Source organism: Paraburkholderia sp. C35 (genome assembly GCF_003121405.1).
Taxonomy (GTDB): Bacteria; Pseudomonadota; Gammaproteobacteria; order Burkholderiales; family Burkholderiaceae; genus Paraburkholderia.
The window spans coordinates 23,959-41,254 of sequence record NZ_QBUY01000032.1 but is presented as its reverse complement, the minus strand read 5'-3'; the positions used below and the strand labels follow the sequence as shown (position 1 = coordinate 41,254).

Annotated in this window: 13 protein-coding genes; 2 read left to right on the top strand and 11 right to left on the bottom strand. The window is 65.1% G+C overall.

Annotated elements, in window-relative coordinates; all coding sequences use genetic code 11:
• Window positions 1-96: 96 nt before the first annotated feature.
• Window positions 97-1,434 carry a dicarboxylate/amino acid:cation symporter gene (locus DK391_RS20240; RefSeq protein WP_204117402.1) on the top strand — a complete coding sequence of 446 codons (1,338 nt, stop codon included), beginning with the start codon at window positions 97-99 and terminating at the stop codon, window positions 1,432-1,434.
• Between the two features lie 251 nt (window positions 1,435-1,685).
• Window positions 1,686-2,384, top strand: a complete 699-nt coding sequence (locus tag DK391_RS20235; RefSeq protein WP_109479754.1) for a hypothetical protein — start codon at window positions 1,686-1,688, stop codon at window positions 2,382-2,384.
• A 72-nt stretch (window positions 2,385-2,456) separates the two neighbouring features.
• Here DK391_RS20235 and DK391_RS20230 read toward each other — a convergent pair whose 3' ends face one another.
• The 11 genes from DK391_RS20230 to DK391_RS20180 all read right to left on the bottom strand — a co-directional run bounded on the left by DK391_RS20230 (window position 2,457) and on the right by DK391_RS20180 (window position 17,071).
• Window positions 2,457-3,884, bottom strand: coding sequence for an alginate export family protein (locus DK391_RS20230; RefSeq protein ID WP_239482897.1), 1,428 nt, complete (start codon window positions 3,882-3,884; stop codon window positions 2,457-2,459).
• A gap of 77 nt (window positions 3,885-3,961) precedes the next feature.
• Entirely contained in the window at window positions 3,962-4,897 is a 936-nt protein-coding gene (locus DK391_RS20225; RefSeq protein WP_109479752.1) for a glyoxalase, read from the bottom strand.
• Between the two features lie 58 nt (window positions 4,898-4,955).
• Window positions 4,956-5,690: a YoaK family protein gene (locus DK391_RS20220; RefSeq protein WP_109479751.1), complete on the bottom strand. Its 735-nt coding sequence runs from the start codon at window positions 5,688-5,690 to the stop codon at window positions 4,956-4,958.
• Window positions 5,687-5,923, bottom strand: coding sequence for a DUF1427 family protein (locus tag DK391_RS20215; protein WP_109479750.1), 237 nt, complete (start codon window positions 5,921-5,923; stop codon window positions 5,687-5,689). The genes DK391_RS20220 and DK391_RS20215 overlap by 4 nt, the downstream gene beginning before the upstream one ends.
• 19 nt (window positions 5,924-5,942) lie before the next feature.
• Window positions 5,943-6,617, bottom strand: a complete 675-nt coding sequence (locus DK391_RS20210) for a phosphohydrolase (RefSeq protein ID WP_109479749.1) — start codon at window positions 6,615-6,617, stop codon at window positions 5,943-5,945.
• A 20-nt stretch (window positions 6,618-6,637) separates the two neighbouring features.
• Entirely contained in the window at window positions 6,638-7,045 is a 408-nt protein-coding gene (locus DK391_RS20205) for a DoxX family protein (protein ID WP_109479792.1), read from the bottom strand.
• A gap of 26 nt (window positions 7,046-7,071) precedes the next feature.
• A complete protein-coding gene (locus DK391_RS20200) occupies window positions 7,072-8,958 on the bottom strand; it encodes an amidohydrolase (protein WP_109479748.1) in 1,887 nt (628 codons plus the stop codon).
• Between the two features lie 115 nt (window positions 8,959-9,073).
• On the bottom strand, window positions 9,074-9,709 hold the full coding sequence (locus DK391_RS20195) for a hydrolase (RefSeq protein WP_109479747.1): 636 nt from the start codon (window positions 9,707-9,709) through the stop codon (window positions 9,074-9,076).
• Window positions 9,710-9,936: 227 nt separating this feature from the next.
• Window positions 9,937-12,744 carry a winged helix-turn-helix domain-containing protein gene (locus DK391_RS20190; RefSeq protein WP_109479746.1) on the bottom strand — a complete coding sequence of 936 codons (2,808 nt, stop codon included), beginning with the start codon at window positions 12,742-12,744 and terminating at the stop codon, window positions 9,937-9,939.
• Between the two features lie 161 nt (window positions 12,745-12,905).
• Window positions 12,906-13,901 carry an alpha/beta hydrolase gene (locus DK391_RS20185; protein WP_109479745.1) on the bottom strand — a complete coding sequence of 332 codons (996 nt, stop codon included), beginning with the start codon at window positions 13,899-13,901 and terminating at the stop codon, window positions 12,906-12,908.
• A 248-nt stretch (window positions 13,902-14,149) separates the two neighbouring features.
• Window positions 14,150-17,071, bottom strand: coding sequence for a winged helix-turn-helix domain-containing protein (locus DK391_RS20180; RefSeq protein WP_109479791.1), 2,922 nt, complete (start codon window positions 17,069-17,071; stop codon window positions 14,150-14,152).
• Window positions 17,072-17,296 lie beyond the last annotated feature (225 nt).

The following is a 17,296-nucleotide window of genomic DNA, read 5'->3' as shown; positions in this document are numbered from 1 at the left end:
CAGGCGCTAGCGACAGTTTTTCCCCTTCAGAAACGCCGATTCCCTTCCGACCGCAGAAGGGAACGGCCCCGCTTTGCCCCGACAAACGGAGGAGACATGAAGCGCAAACCGTTCTACAAGGTTCTCTATGTACAGGTGCTGTGCGCCATCGCCGCAGGCATCGTGCTCGGACATTTCGCCCCGCACTTTGCCGTCACGCTCAAACCGCTCGGCGACCTGTTCATCAAACTGGTTCGGATGATCATCGGACCGGTGATCTTCTGCACGGTCGTGACGGGCATTGCGGGCATGCAGGACATGAAGAAGGTCGGACGCGTCGGCGGCAAGGCGCTGCTCTACTTCGAAGCGGCATCGACGCTCGCACTCGCCATCGGCCTGCTCGCGGCGCACGTGCTCAAGCCCGGCAGCGGCTTCAACGTCGATCCGGCCACACTCGACGCCAGCGCCGTCTCCAGCTACGCGGCGCAGGCCGCGCATGGCGACGGCATCGTCGCGTTCATCCTGCATGCGATACCCGAAACGTTCGTCGGCGCGATGACGCAGGGCGACATCCTGCCCGTGCTGGTGATCGCGATGCTGTTCGGTTCGGCACTGGCTGTGCTCGGCGATACGGCTGCGCCCGTGACGAATCTGGTCGAGACGTTGTCGAAAGCATTCTTTCGCATCGTCCATATGATCACCAGCCTTGCACCGATCGGCGCCTTCGGTGCGATGGCGTTCACGATCGGCAAGTACGGCATCGTCTCCCTGCTGCCGATGCTCAAGCTGATCGGCGCGTTCTACCTGACCGCGGGCCTGTTCGTCGCGATCGTGCTCGGTACGATTGCGCGGCTGTGCGGCTTCAGCCTGTGGCGCTTTCTTGCGTATATCCGCGACGAACTGCTGATCGTGCTCGGCACGTCGACGTCCGAAGCCGCGCTGCCGCAGCTGATGGAAAAGCTGGAGCGGCTTGGCTGCCCGCGCGGCGTCGTCGGCCTGGTGGTGCCAACGGGTTACTCGTTCAATCTCGACGGCACCAACATCTATATGACGCTCGCCGTGCTGTTTCTCGCGCAGGCCACCAACACGCACCTCACCGTCACGCAGGAGATCACGCTGCTGCTGGTGACGATGCTGACATCGAAAGGATCGACAGGTGTGACGGGCGCGGGTTTCATCACGCTGGCGGCCAGCCTTTCCGTGGTGCCGACCGTGCCTGTCGCGGCGATGGTGCTGATACTCGGCATCGACCGCTTCATGTCCGAGTGCCGCGCGCTGACGAATATCGTCGGCAATGGCGTGGCGTCGATCGTCGTGTCGGCGTGGGAAGGCGGACTCGATCGCACGGCGTTGAAAGCCGCGCTTGGCGGGCGCAGCGCACCGCCGGCAATGCCACGCGAAACGCCACGTGAGACGTCGCAAGCCGCCGACGTCATCGGCACGAAAGTCGAGTAAGCGGGCGCTTCGCGTTTATCCCGATCATTCATCTGATCTGAAATGTGCGCTACATCGCATCCGGCGCGGTCGAATGCTGGCAACTTCATTCACATCATGTTGCGCGTGCAGGCGATGCGATCCGCATCCTGTCGGCACGTCGATATGGATGTACGTCAGGTTCCGGCAGGAGGCTGATTCGCCAGCGGTCGGCACGGGACACACGTACGGGGATGTGTTTGCCGTGTATGACCACCAGCGAGGTAACAACCATGAGAATCACCATAATGCTCGGGTCTGCGGCGTTGACCGTAGCCTTCGGGCCGGCCCTTCTGTCCGCCGCATGGGCTGACGGGCCGCGGTCAGCCTATGACAACGGCGGCGTCAACGAAGCTTCGCTCGATCCGGGCGAAGAGCAGATGACCGCCGACGAAGAAAACAAGGCGCGCATGAAAGACCTGAGCGACGCGTATCACAACGGCTACAACGCGCGCGCGAAGGAAGACGCCGATACTTACGCTTCCTTGCGCGACCAGTTGAAGCGCACCAAGGCGAACGCGCAGCAGCCGCCGCCGTTGCCATCCGAGATGCCCGCGGAAGACAACGCCCAGGTGCGGCGCGTGAGCCAGCCGCGCGTCGCGCAACGGCAACTGCAGGCCCAGGCCGCATACGACGATGACGATGCCGCGCCCGTGCAATACGCGCCCGCGCAGTACGCACCGCCACCGCCGCCGCGCCCGCACTACCGGCCCGCGACCGTGGTCTATTCGCAGCCGCCCGTCTATGAAGGCCCGTCGCCCGAAGAGATGGAAACGGTGGTGTTCCAGCCGTATCAGGCGCCGCCCGTGCAGTACGTGCCGGTGTATCACCAGCCTGTCTACGTGAGCCAGCCCGTGATGCCGATGCAGTACGCGGCGTCCGTGCCCGCTTATCGGCCTGCGTATTACGGCTATCGCGGATACGGCTGGTAATTCGCAGCAAAGTGGACCTGCCTGACGACGCGCCTTCGAAAGAAGGCGCGGCTCGCGCACGTCGGCGCGGCATCACCAGCCGAACTTCGCCTCGACGCCCACATAGTCCGCATTGCGCGCACCGAGCGCCCGCAGCGAATCGCCGACCTGGAAGTGCACCGCTTCCAGCGCCAGCGCGACATTCGAACTGACGAGATAGTCCGCCCGCACCTGCGCATACATGCCCGTCCAGCTCGTGCCCTTGCCTGCTGTCCCCGGCACCACGGCCGAACCTTGTCCATACACCGCATCGGCCGTCGTCGCGCGCCACTGGAAACCGACCGCCGTTAGCAGCGAGATTTTCGGCGTCACCTTGAAGGTGATCGAAGGCTTCACGTGAAAGAGGTTGCTATAGCCCGTGTAGCCCGCCAGCGTGAAGTAGTAGCCATTCGGAAAGAGCGGATTGAACGTGCCGACACGCCCGTCGCCGGGATGCCGGTCGCCCGATGCACCGTCCACCTGCAAGCCGATACGCGGTGTGCCCGTCATCGATGAAAGCGTGTACCCCGTCAGCACGCCGAACGCCCATGCACCGATGGTGTCGTTGCCCACGTGCCCCGTCTGGATCATCGTTTCCGCGTCCCAGTCGAACGGCGCGACCTTGCCGGCATAGCGCACGTTGAACACGTCGCGATGCTCGGTGCCCGTCGCATCGATAAAACGCGCGTTGTCGCGGTTGTAGCGCGACCAGTACGCGGACAGATCGCCCGGCCCGGTGTTCACGCGCTCGACCCGCACACCGCTGAAGGTCAGATGCCGGTTCGACACATCGTCGAAATCGGAGACGTCGCGGTACTGCACCGGCTGCGTCATGTAGCCGATGAAACGCCACTTGTCGATTTCATAGTCGGCCCACACCGCGTCGAACGCCTGACGCACGTTCGGGCCGTCGCGCACCGACACGAAGCGCTGCAAGTCGAACGCCATTTCCTGGCGGCCCACGCGCGCCTTGAAGGTGCCGCCGCCCACGCCGTAGACGAACGCGACGAAGGCCTGCTCGATATCGAGCGGATTCTTGTCGACGGGCGTAACGGAGTCCTTGCCGAAAGGCCGCGCATCTTCGAGCTGGAAAAACGCCTGCACGTGTTCACCGACATGCGCATCGGCATGCACTTCCGCGCGCTGGATCACGTAGCTGTCGGGCCGCTGGCTGCCGAGGCCGAACAGCGGTGTGTTGTTCAGTTCGAAGCGTTCGCGCAGCGTCGCGCCGAGCGACAGATACGTCGTCGGATCGCCGGGCAGCGGCATGTACTTGAGCGCATCGAGCGGCTTGCGCGGCACGCACGGCAAGCCCAGCACCGACCAGTTCTCCTGCCAGCGGTTGAACGACAGCGACGAGGGGCGCGTGGCCGTGCAGGTCGGAGCATCGGTGGCGCTCGTGGCTGCTGCGGGCGCAGTCGCTGCCGTCGTTGCCGTCGTCGCAGAAGCGTCGGCGGCGAGCGCATTCGCGCCGTCCGCCATGCCGCACACGGCGAGCGCCGCATACGCGGCGGCCCTTCGCGCCGACCGCCTCGCGTTGTCGATTGAACGGCGCACTGTCACTTCTTCGCTTCGTGAATTTCGGCGACATAGCCGCCGGGGAATTCGACCATCGCCGAACGCCCTTCCACCGTGCTCGCCGCCGGCACCAGCACCTTCACGTTGACGCTCTGTGCCTTCGTGAGCGTCGCGTCGAGATCGGCGACCTGATAGCCCGTCGTCTCACGGCCATACGGGTACGGCAGCTTTCCGTCCGGCGCGAACACCAGCATGTTGCCGAAACCCGACTGGATGCGCACGCGGCGGATCGAATCGCCGGGACGGCCGATTTCGGCGCCATCTGCGTGACGGTTATCCGACACCACCTTGCCATGCGAGAAGCGCACGAAACGCTTGATGAAGTTTTCCGCCGCCTGCGGCGACACGTAGACGCGGTTGTCCGGCACCGTTTCGAGCGGGCCATACGACGGCGCCTTCGTGTGCCAGTAAAGCTGCATATAGAGACCGCCCGGCCACTGGATCACGGCATCCTTGCCGATGGGATCGTCGAAGGTATCGACGATCACGTCCGCGCCCGCTGCACGCGCGGCACGCACGGCCTTGTCGATATCGGTGACGAGATAGCCGGTGCGCTCGTTGCCGAACGGATAGGGGATCGGCGTCTGGAACGCGAACACCGAGAGCATGCCCACAGGCGTCTGCACGTATTGCGAAGCCGTCTTGCTCGGCGTCGGCGTGACGGTGAACACGGCGCGCGGCGAAGCCTTGCCGCCGAAGGTGGCGATGAAGCTGTCGACGAACGCGTCGATGTCCTGATTCGCCACGTACACGTGCGTCGTGTCGTACTGCGGCCCGACGGACACGACAGGCATATTCTTGCCCGCGCTTTCGTGATCGGCTTCCGCGAACGCGGGCGAACCGGCCAGCGTGACGCCGAGCGCCGCAAACGCCACAACGGCAGCACGCAACAATCGATACATCTTGACGGTACTCATAAAAACACTCCTTGCTGGTAATGGATGCCGCCGCGATCCCGGTGGATGCGCGGCGCGATCAAACCTGAGCGGGCGGCGCGCCCGTGTTTCTCGACAGAAAGGCAAGCACGCACAGCGCGGCGAGCGGCAACAGCAGCGCCCAGAACGACGCGTACAGAAAGCCCGCCGCACCCGCGCCCGCTCCGATCGCGAAACCGGCGACAGGCGGCAGCGTGCGCACGAGACGCGTACGCGCCGCATGCCGCGCTTTCGCGTCCTCGCGTGAAAACAGCAGATCGAATACGTCGATCACGGCCTGCGTGACGTTGCCCGTCATCACCGTGTTCGCGACCACCGAGCGCGCCGTCAGGCGGCCATGCGCGTTCTGCACGCCCATCGCCGCGGCGCCCAGCAGACCGCAGACGATCGTCATCGGCGCGTCGGAATCGGTGACGGGCGCGGCGAGCACGCCCGCCACCATAAAGCCCGCCAGCAACACGGCCTGCAGCGCATAGAGCGAACTGGCGCGCACGCCATGCCCGAGCGACAGCAGCCGGTTGTCGAGCACGCGCGCGATCACGATGCCCGCCACGAACGCGGGAAACGCGAGCCACTTGATCAGCAGCCCATTGCCCGCGCCCGCGAGTCCCGAGCCGATCAGAATGAAGTTGCCCGTTACGTGCGCCGTGAACAGGCCGAACAGCGCGACGAAGCCGAGCGTGTCCACATAGCCCGCAATCGTCGCGAGCCATGCGTCCTCGCCGGGCACGTGATCGAGTTGCGCGGCCACGCGCACTTCTGCGCCCGCGCTCATTGGTCCTTCGCGCCGGACGACGCCGGCTTGCTGGTGGTAACAGCCGGCGCGCTCTGCGTCTGCGCATCGGGCGTGCGAATCTGCGCCTGCACGAACGGAATCGCGTGCTCGCCGATCACGATGCCAAGCAGCCCCGCCAGCGCGATCAGCGGCGGCGCAGGCGACTGCACACGCACGAGGTAATACAGCAGGCCAACCACGAGGCCCGCTCCCAGTGAAATCAGATAAGACATGACTTGCTCCTTCGTTGCGTCATTCGTCCTTCCATGGCGAGCCGAGAATCAGCCCGCAAAAGTTCGTCCGGCAGAAGTCTGGATCGACGCGCTCCAGTACATCGGCGCTCGGCGTGCCGAACGTCGATTGCGGACGATGCACGATGCCGCGTCCGATCGCCTCGATCATCCGTTCCTTGAAATGCGCACCGCGCGGCCACGCCGCGACGATCTGCTCGCGCTCGGTTTGCGAGTACGCGCCGAGGTTGTCGGCGAGCAGATCCGTGCGCACCGCCGCCGACAGCACGCGTGCAAGCGGCGACATATGCGCCGGCACACCCGGCGTCGTATGCAGCGCGATCGCGCACCACACGGCGTCGATCACTTCGGGCGCCACGCCATAACGTTGCAGCAGCGTGCGCGCGGCATGCGCGCCGTCTATTTCGTAGCGCAGCGTCGAATGCGCGTACGCCGCGCTCAGACCCATGTTGGCGTACAGGGCCGCGACGTACAGCGCGTCGGGTTCGCACGGCCAGCCCTCGCGTTGCACGGCAAGCCACGCAAACACGAACACACGCGACGCATGCGCGGTCATCACTTCGGGCAGTGACGCGCGCACCGCTTCTGAGGCTGCAATGGCAAGCGGCGTGTCGGGAATGCGCACGCCGGCTACTTCGACGGGTCTGGCAGTGTGTTGATCCTGTTCATCCGACATGAGCGCCTCCATCGCTGCGTTCAGGCCTGCCGCTGGCCGGACGCGTGCGGCCGCAGCGCGATGCGGTAACGTCCCGCGCCGCCGATCGCCACCGTGCCGAACAGGATCAGCAGCATCCACGCGAATTGCCCCTGCTCCAGCGTCCACTCGCGATGCACGACACCCAGCGCGATCACGCACACCAGCATGACGGGCAGCGCGGCCAGCCGCGTCGCGATGCCGGCGATCATCAGCAGCGGACACACCACTTCGGCGAAGATCGCGAACGCGAGCGTCAGCGTCTTGCCGAGATGGAACGGGTCTTCGATCGCATCGAGCTGGCTCGCGTAATGGAGCGCCTTCGGCAGTCCATGCACGAGCAGCACGAGCACGCTCGCGGTCACGCGCAGGAACAGCAGCGCGGCATCAGGGGCGGAGAAACGGTTCATCGCGTGGGTGTGCGTATCGATGTGGTTCAGAACGCGAAGCAGCTGCAACCGAGCGCGCCCCAGAACGTGTTCGCATCGCTTGCGGGCACGTTGCTGCGCCATGCCCAGCCATGCGCATGCTTGTGCACGCCGCACAGGTTCACGCACGCGTCGTTGCACGACTGCTGCAGCGGTGCGACAGGACGGTAGCGTGCATAGCCGCCGTACTCGGCAACGGGCGACCACGAAGGGCTGACAGGCAGCGCGGGCGGACCGAACGTTTCGAACTCGTCGGCAGCGTAGACCACGCGGCCATTGACCACCGTCATCACCGACACCAGATGCTTGATGGTCTCTTCTTCGACGGTAAAGAAGTCGTCGGAGAGCACGGCGAAGTCGGCGAGTTGGCCCGGCACGAGTGCGCCCTTGCGCGTGTCGTCGTTCGAGAACCATGCACTGCCCACCGTATAGCGGCGCAGCGCTTCCATCCGGTCGAGGCGGTCTTGCGCCGCGTACATCGGCGTGCCGCCCACCGTGCGTCCCGACACCAGCCAGTACAGCGACACGAACGGGTTGAAGCTCGCCACACGCGTCGCATCCGTGCCTGCGCCGACGGGCAACCCGGCTGCCAGCATCTGCCGCACCGGCGGCGTGCGCGCAGCGGCTTCCGCGCCATACCGTGCGATGAAGTATTCGCCCTGGAACGCCATGCGGTGCTGAATCGCAATGCCGCCGCCCAGCGCCGCAATACGCTCGATATTGCGTTGCGTGATCGTCTCGCAGTGGTCGAAGAACCAGCGCAGGCCATTGAACGGCGTGTCCTGATTCACGCGTTCGAACACATTCAGGAAGCGTTCGATCGATTCGTCGTAAGTTGCGTGCAGGCGGAACGGCCAGCGGTTCTGCACCAGCAATCGCACGACGGCTTCGAGCTCGCTTTCCATCGCGCCCGGCAGATCGGGGCGCGGTTCCAGGAAATCTTCGAAGTCGGCGGCGGAAAACACCAGCATTTCGCCCGCGCCGTTCACCTTGAGGAATTCGTCGCCATCGCCGGGCTTCGTCGCCTTGACCCACTTCGCGACGTCTTCGATTTCCTTCTTCGCGTTCTGCGTGAACAGGTTGTACGCGATCCGCACCGTCAGTTCGTTGCGCTTCGCGAGTTCCATGATGACGGCGTAGTCGTCGGGATACGCCTGATAGCCGCCGCCTGCATCGATCGCGCTCGTCACGCCGAGACGGTTCAACTCACGCATGAACTGGCGCGACGAGTTCATCTGGTCTTCGATGGGCAGCTTCGGACCCTTGGCGAGCGTCGCGTACAGCAGGCCCGCATTCGGACGCGCGATCAGCATGCCCGTCGGATTGCCGCGCCGGTCGCGCTGGATTTCACCGCCCGGCGGATTCGGCGTGTCGCGGTCATAGCCGACGGCGCGCAGCGCCGCTGCGTTCAGCAGCGCGCTATCGTAGAGATGCAGAATGAAGACGGGCGTATCGGGCGCAATAGCGTTGATCTCTTCGAGCGTCGGGCCGCGCTTCTCCGCAAACTGGAATTCGTTCCATCCACCGACCACGCGCACCCATTGCGGCGCCGGTGTGCGCGCGACCTGCACGCGCAGCATTTCGAGCGCATCGCGCAGCGACGGCACACCGTCCCAGCGCAACTCGAGATTGAAATTGAGGCCACCGCGAATCACGTGAAGGTGTGAATCGTTGAGGCCGGGAATCACCGTGCGGCCTTTCAGGTCGATGCGGCGCGTGGCGTCGTTGGCCCACTGCATCATGTCCTGATCGCTGCCGCTTGCAACGATCTCGCCTTTCGCGACGGCGAGCGCCGTCACGAACGAACGCTTGTCGTCCTGCGTCGCTATCTTGCCGTTGTAGATCACCAGGTCCGCAATGCGTGCGGGCTGCGTGGGCTGATTCGATGCGCTCATCGTCGCTCTCCGTCTGACAGGGTCGTGCGTGCGCCACGCGCAGCGCCAGCAGCACTGCGCGTGAAGCTCAACTTAAAAAACGTGTGATGCTATGAAGCTGGGATCAGCCCGCTTGTTAGCCCGCTTCGCTCGCGTGCTCGCCGAGAATCTGCTTCGCGTAACGCACGCCGATGCCGTATGCGCTGTGCGCCTTGAAGATCTCCATGCAGCCTTCGTACGTTTCGCCACGCGCCCAGTCGCGTTGCAGTTCGCACATGAACTGCAGCGAGTTCATCGGCACTGCGCCCGCCTGAACGATGCGTTGCACGGCGCGCTCATGCGCTTCTTCCGTGATGTCGCCGCATGCATCCGTCGGCACATAGATTTCGAAGCCTTCGTTGAGCATCTGGATGGTCGGGAACGTCACGCACACTTCCGTCCACAGACCGGCGATCACGATCTTCTTGCGGCCCGTCGCCTTGATCGCATCGCGGAAGCCCTTGTCTTCCCACGAGTTCATCGACGTGCGGTCGATCGGCTTCGTTTCCGGAAACACGGCTTGCACTTCAGGCAGCAGATGGCCGCTGAACGAATCGGCGGCGATGGTCGTCAGCACCGTCGGCACCTTGAAGAGCTTCGCGGCCTTCGCGAGAATCTGCACGTTATGCAGGACGGTCGTGCGCTCGTGCGAATGCGTGCCGAAGAACATCTGCGGCTGATGGTCGATAAGCGCGAGCGCGCAGGTGTCGGGCGTCAACAGTTCATGTGCCATGAGTAGCTCCATTTCGCAGGCATGCGAGAGACCCGCACGGCTGTCTGGCGACAACCGCGCTGGCGTCCGGTTAGTGGATGAATCCAGTCTTCGCTGCATCGCTGTGGATGCGAACGGCTTGCTCACGCATTTCAGGCGTGAGATTCACGATGCCGGGCGGGCATCACGACTTGCGAGAAGATTAGTGACGGGCGGACTTAAAGTCCTGATGACAGGCTTAATCGTTATTAAGCACGGGACTGAACGGGCACGACATGCAGCGATGCGTGTGCGACCGATGTGTTGCGCGCTGCCACACGTTCAGCGCTGTTGCGCTGCTGCCAGTCGTGCGACATCGCGAGCCAACGTTGCGCTTCGTCGTGGCGCTCGAGCTTGTTCAGCGCATCGCTCTTGATGCGGCACAGTTCGGCGTAGTACCAGCGCTCGCCGTTTTCTTCGACGTGGCGCAGCGTGTCGTCGATGATCGAGAGCGCCTGACGGTCGCGTGAAATCTGCATCATTGCCACGGCACGCTGGCCCTGCAACGGCGAAAGCTGCGCGAGATAGCCGGTGGCGCGCAAGGCCGCGATCGACTTCGACAGGCGCTCGACCGACTCCGCCTCGGGGTTCGCCAGCGTGGCAAGCCAGGCGTCATAGCATGCGCAGCACGCGCTCCAGATCGTGAAGCCGAAACGGGTGGACAGTTCATGCAGCACTTCGATGGCATGGCACGCCGCGGCCTGATCGCCATTGAGCAGTGCAATCGGTGCGAGCGCTTCGACCAGCACATAACAGGTGACGATTTCATGGTCGTACTGCACGGCCGAATCGAAGCAGCGCGCGGCGAGATCGTAGGCTTCGCTGCGATGGCCTTGCACCCACAGCACGCGCGCGAGCGTCGCGCGCGCGACGATGCCGTGATCGACGCGAAAGCCCGGGGTGTGCCAGCGGCTCAACGGCTTTTCTTCGTATTCTTCGATCATCCGTTCGAGCAGTTCGCGCGCGCGCCACTGGTCGCCTGCATAGTGCTGCGCGATCCCTTCGACACGTCCTGCCAGCACCACCGTCGTCGCGTGGCCGCTGCTGCGTGCAAGATCGCCGAAGCGGCGTGCGAGCATCAGCGCATCGCGTGCGCGTCCGCTGTACTGATGCCAGTTCCACACGCCCCAGCGCGCCCGCGATGCGTAGTGAGCGTGTGCGCCGCGCACGGCATCGTTCAGCACCAGCGTCCATGCTTCGCGTGTTTCCGTCAGCGGCCCTTCCGTATAGACGAGCGCAGCCGCCAGCGCCGACACGAGCCGCAAACGCATCTCGACATCGACGCTGCCCTCTTCCTCATCGCCGGACCGCGGCGGCATCACACGCAACGCGGCACGCGCACGGCTGCAACACTCTTCGACCAGCGACAGGTCATACAGATACGGCACCGTGAGCGCCGCGAGCGCGACACCCGTGATGTGATCGCCGCGTTCGCCAAGCGACCAGTCGAGCGCCGTGCGCACATTGCCGAGCTCGCGCGTGAACTCCACCTGCCATTCGACGACAGGCCGATCGGCCCAGCGTTGCTGCGCGGCTTCGAGCATCTCCAGAAACAGCACGGCATGCGCGCCGGCGGCAAGCGCGCGTTCGCCGTTGTCGTCGAGTTGCTGCAGCGCGTACGCGCGCGTCGATTCCAGCAGGCGATAGCGATACGACAGCCCTTCGAAATCGGTGGTCAGCAGCGAGCGCGACACGAGGCCGCTCACGGCATCGAGCGCTTCCATGCGCGCCAGTCCGGCGTGTTCCGCCATCGCGCAGGCGGCATCGAGCGTGAAGCTGTTGACGAACAGACCGAGCCAGCGCAACAGCTTCTGTTCGTCGCGGCTCAGCAACCGGTAGCTCCAGTCGAGGGTCGCCTTCAAGGTCTGATGGCGCGGCAGGGCCGTGCGCCTGCCGCCCGTGAGAATGCGGAAGCGGTCGTCGAGATGTTCGGCCAGCAGGCCGATACCCAGCACGGCCGCTCGCGATGCCGCCAGCTCCAGCGCGAGCGGAATGCCGTCGAGGCGGCGGCACACTTCGCCCGTCAGCCGGACGCTGGTGTCGTCGAGTGAAAACTGCGCGCCGTCGGCTTGCGCGCGCGCGAGAAAAAAGCGCACGGCAGGCGTGCGCAACACATCGGCGCCGGGATCGTCGGCCGTCGGCACCGACAGCGGCGGCACCTGATAGACGATTTCTTCACGCACGCGCAAGGCTTCGCGGCTCGTCGCCAGCACGCGCATGCGGCTGCCTGCGCCCGTCAGCGACTCGGCGATGGCGGCGCCGATCTCCAGCACCTGCTCGCAGTTGTCCAGCACCCCGAGTGCCTCGCGCTCGCGCCATTCGGCGGCGATCTGCGCGAGCGCCGTGCGGCTCGCGGAGAGCCGGCTGCCCATAGCGAAGGCGAGCACGTCGAGCGCCGACTGCGCGTCGCTGGCTGCCGCGAGCGGCCCGCACAGCACGCCATCGGCGAATTCGTGCGGGAGCGCAGGGGCGACTTCCTCGGCAAGGCGCGTCTTGCCGCTGCCGCCCGTGCCGACCAGCGTGACAGACTGATGCGCGCGCAGCGCGGCCGTCACCACATCCAGGGCTTCCTGACGGCCGATCAGTTCCGGCATGCGCGCGGGCAGCGGCTGACGCGCGGGTCTCGGGGCTTCGTGACTGACGGGTGCGATGTCGCCGGGCGTGGACGATTCGCGTGTCGTGGCGTCCGGCCCGGCAGCGCGCGCATCGCTCTCATGGAGCGCATGGCGCATGATCAGACGATAGCCGCGGCCAGGCACAGTGCAGATACGCTCGCGCTCATCGCCGAATGCGCGACGCAGCGCCGAAATATGCACTTGCAGATTGTTTTTTTCGACGACGGTAGTGGGCCAGACGGCGCGCATGATCTCGTCTTTCGATACGAGTTCGCCATCGGCTGCGATCAGTAACGCAAGAATATCGAACGCGCGACTGCCGACCGGGACATTCCGCCCATCGTGACGCACTTCGCGATGATCGAGTGAAATCTCGAGTTGACCGATCCGGATCGCCGTCATCTGAAGAGGTGATGTTGAGGACTGTGGCGCTGACCACGCGCCGTTGTGTGGTATTTAAAACAGGCCGTAAAGCAGTGTACAACGAACAAAAGCCGCCCGGCATTCCTGACGGGCGGCCCTGACGTTGCTGCGCGGCGCCTGCACCGCGAAGCGGCTGGCGCTTACTGCTTCAGGAACGCGAGCAGATCGGCGTTCACCTGCTCGACATGCGTGCTGCACATGCCGTGCGGCGCGCCTGCATAGACCTTCAGCGTGGCATTCTTCACCAGCTTCGAGGCGAGCTTCGCCGAATCGTCGATAGGTACGATCTGGTCGTCGTCGCCGTGCAGGAACAGCGTGGGCACGTCGATCTTCTTCAGGTCGTCGCTGTAGTCGACTTCCGAGAACTGCTTGATGCACTCGTACTGGCCTTTGATCGAACCGTCCATGCCCTGACGCCAGAAGTCCTGCACCAGCCCTTGCGAAACCTTCGCGTTGGGGCGGTTGAAGCCATAGAACGGCGTCGCGAGATCGATATAGAACTGCGAGCGGTTCGCGGCAACGCCCACGCGGATACCGTCGAATACGGACATCGGCAGGCCGCCGGGGTTGGCGGTTGTCTTCAGCATCAGCGGCGGCACCGCGCCGATCAGCACGGCCTTCGCGACACGCTTCGAGCCATGACGGCCAATGTAGTGCGCGACTTCGCCGCCGCCCGTCGAATGGCCGACCAGCATCGCGCCCTTCACGTCGAGAGCATCGAGCACGGCGGCGAGATCGTCCGCATAGGTGTCCATGTCGTTGCCGTTCGACGGCTGGCCCGAGCGGCCATGGCCACGGCGGTCATGCGCGATCACGCGATAGCCCTGATTCACGAGGAACAGCATCTGCGGGTCCCACGCGTCGGAAGAAAGCGGCCAGCCGTGCGAGAACACCACGGGCGTGCCCGTGCCCCAGTCCTTGAAGAAGATATCGGTGCCGTCCTTCGTTTTCACGAAGTTGCCACCCTGGTGGTGTAGACGCGATGCGTGCCCGCCCGCCGATGCGCCGCCCTGCGTGCCCGCGGCGTTCGCCGACAGGCTCGCCATCGCCGCCACGGCGCCCGCCATCGTCGCCCCTGCTCCCAGCAGCTTGCGGCGCGACTCCGAGGGGACTGCCGTGTAGCTTTGCGTGTTCATCTGTTGCTCTCCGTCGTTGCATCGCGTCGCGCGTACGGGCGCGGCGATGGTGTGTTTGTCGATGACATGACATAGCGGGAATGCCCGCTGCATCAGACGAGACGGAGCTTAGCGACGTGGTGGAGCAAAGTCCTTGAGTGCGCCTTAATTGTCCTTAATAAAGGCTTTCAGGCCCGCTGGACAAGGCGCTTCGGCATGCGCGACGGAAACTTAAGAAGATTTCAGGTGCGCTGGCGGGAGAGCGCGTATCAGAGGTCGCCGGCCATGACGGGATGGCCGCTGTCCGCGTCGCGTGATGTGTGCGTGGCTTGCGCCATCTGGATGAGCCGGGCCAGCCGCCGGATGTCGGGTGCCTTCGATTGCAGGTCCACGCGCTGCGACACATCGTCGAGCAGCGACGCCGCGCGCACCGTTTCGCGACGTTCGAGCAGATGGTCCGCGAGGTCCAGCGCGGCGCGCAGTTCGAGCATGGCTGCATGCTGCTCCTTGGCCGTGTGAATCGCGTCGTACAAGTGGCTGCGTCCTTCCGTTTCGAACTCATCGGCCATCGACGCGCGACCGTTCGCCAGAAGCGCGCGCGCCTGCTCCAGCGCCGTCACGCCCATCACGCGCTGCAACTCGGGAATGAAGAAATGCTCGCCGTGCGCGTGACAGAACTCAAATGCCTCGTCGAGCTTCGCACGCGCTTCGGCGATGCGTCCCGTGCGCGCCAGGGCCTCCGCACAGATCGCGATGATGGGCGTCAGTACGCGCCGGAAGCCGCACGACAACAGACGTTGCAGCCCCGGTTCGAGCTTCGCGAGTCCGGCCAGAGGACGCCCCTGCAGGATGTCGAGATGGCCCGCATGGCATTCGCCGTACGCCTGCCAGATTTCGAAGCGGTTCAACGCGACCTGCGAACGCAGCACGGCAAGATAGCGCGAAGCCGTTTCGAGTTCGCCGCATTGCAGTGCGATCGGCACGGCCGCCACCGCGAGCACGTGACTCAGCGACGGCTCCAGCATGTCGGGCCGCAACGCATTGAGAATGTTCTCGACCAGTTGCATCGCGCGCTCGGGATGCCCTTGCATCCACACGATCCGCGCAAGCGTGCCGTTGCCGAACGTGAAGGGATCGACGGCCACGCCGAGCGCGCCGGGCGCAACCGGCCCAAGTTCGGTGAGCGCCGCGACGGCGCGTTCGAGCCGCACGCGCGCCTGTTCGTGCTCGCCAAAGCAATGCAGCGAGACGGCGATCATTTCCGCTGCGAGGATCTGCTGCCACGGCGTGCCGCAGCGTTCCGCGAAGGCCTGAAAGCGTGTGGCGAAGCGGAACGACGCGTGAATATCGGAGCAGGCGAGCGTCGAGTTCCAGGCGCCCCACAGCGCACGCGCCTCGAAGGCTTCGTCATGTGTCTGGCGCGCGAGCACCAGCACGCGCTTCCATAGCGGTCCCGCCTCGCGCACCGCACCGCCCGTATGCAGCAGCGTCGATGCATAGGCGGAACAGAGGCGCATCTCGCACAGGCTGTCGACGGAACCGGGCGGCAGCGCGTCGAGCGCGGCCAGCGCGCGACCCGCACGCTCATAGCATTCGTGCAGCAGCGGACCTTGCAGCAGCGTGCCCATCAACGAGCCTGCCAGCGCGACGCCGAGCGCGGGATTGCCGCCCGGCGAAAACGCCCATTCGAAGGCCGCGCGTGCATCGTCCAGTGTGTGACGCGGCTCGCCCGTGCCCGCGAGTGCCTGCGCGGCATCGCCCACGGCGACCTTGCCGTGCTCGATGCGCTCCTGCAGATAGTGCATGTGGCGCGTCGCGATACGCTGTAACTCGCCTTCGTCGCGCAGCTTTTCCATCGCGTAGGCACGCGTCGATTCCGTCAGGCGGTATTGCGCAATCGCGCCGCAAAACTCGACGCTCAACAGCGATTTGGTCGCCAGTTCGCGCAGGCTCGAGATCACGGCGGCGATCGGCATGTCCGGCTCGGTCGCGACCGAGCACACGGCGTCGAACGCGAATGCGCCTGCGAAAAAGCCCAGCCGCCGGAACAGCATGCGCGAAGTCGCATCGAGCAGCGTGTAGCTCCAGTCGAAGGTCGCGCGCAAGGTTTGATGGCGCGGCAATGCCGAGCGCAGTCCGCCCGTCAGCAGATTCAAACGGTCGTCCAGACGCGACGCCACGCCTTCCACGCCGAGCGTCGCCACGCGCGCCGCCGCGAGTTCGATGGCAAGCGGCAGCCCTTCGAGCCGACGGCAGATTTCGCCGACCAGACGGATCGCGTGATCGTCCGCGCCGCAATCGGGCGCGACCGACCGTGCGCGGCTCAGAAACAGTTCGACGGCGGAATGCGCAAGGATCGCGCTGGCCGGCGCATCGCTCGCGGGGATCGCGAGCGGCTCGACGCGAAACACGGACTCGGCCCAGATATGCAGCGGCTCGCGACTCGTGACGAGCACACGCAATGCATGATTGCGCGCGGCCAGTGCTTCGACCAGACTCGCCACCACGTCGATCACATGCTCGGCATTGTCGAGCACGAGCACGCAGGGTGCGGCGGCCAGTACCTCGGCGAGGCTTTCCTGGGTGAGGTATTCGTCGGATGCGTCGATGTGCAGCGCCTGCGCGAGCGTCTTGAGCACGGCATCGCGCGATGCGGCTCGCGCCAGTTCGACGAAGCACACCGGCTCGCCGAGCCGGTCGCGCATGGAACGCGCGACGTGCACGGCCAGACAGGTCTTGCCGATACCGCCCGCCCCGACCAGCGTGACCACGGACACGCGTCCCAGTTGCTCGACGATCTGCGCGACCTCGGATTCGCGGCCCACCAGCGTCGCAGCGCACGCGGGCAGCCCGCCGCTGTTCGCCTGCCAGTTGCCGGTCCGCTCGGGCGCACGCGCGTGCCGGTTCTCGGAGACCAGCATATAGCCGCGGCCCGGCACGGTCTTGATCAGTTCGCGGTCCGCGCCGAACAGCTTGCGCAGCGCCGCGATATGCACCTGCAGACGGTTCTCTTCGACAATCGCGCCCGGCCAGACGGCATCCATGATCGCGTCTTTCGACACGATGCCGCCGTTGGCGCGGTACAGCACGTCGAGGATATCGAAGGCGCGCGCGCCGATGCGCACCGGGCGTCCGTTCTGACGGATCTCCCGCTGGTCGAAGTTGACTAGCAATGTGCCGATCTGAATCATGGCCGCCTCCAGGAAACGCTGACGCGAGTTCGATTGACCGATGAGATGCATCGGGTTGAAGGTCGAAGATCGGGCGCACCAACCTTTCGCTGCGAGCGTGTTCATTGGCTTGCACGCATCGCGGCCCAGAGCTGCTCACGTATCGGGCAACGCAGGCAACGCGGGAGACGCCAGAGAGCTGGCTAAAACAGAATATCGCGGAGTGAATTGTAAACACGCCGTAAC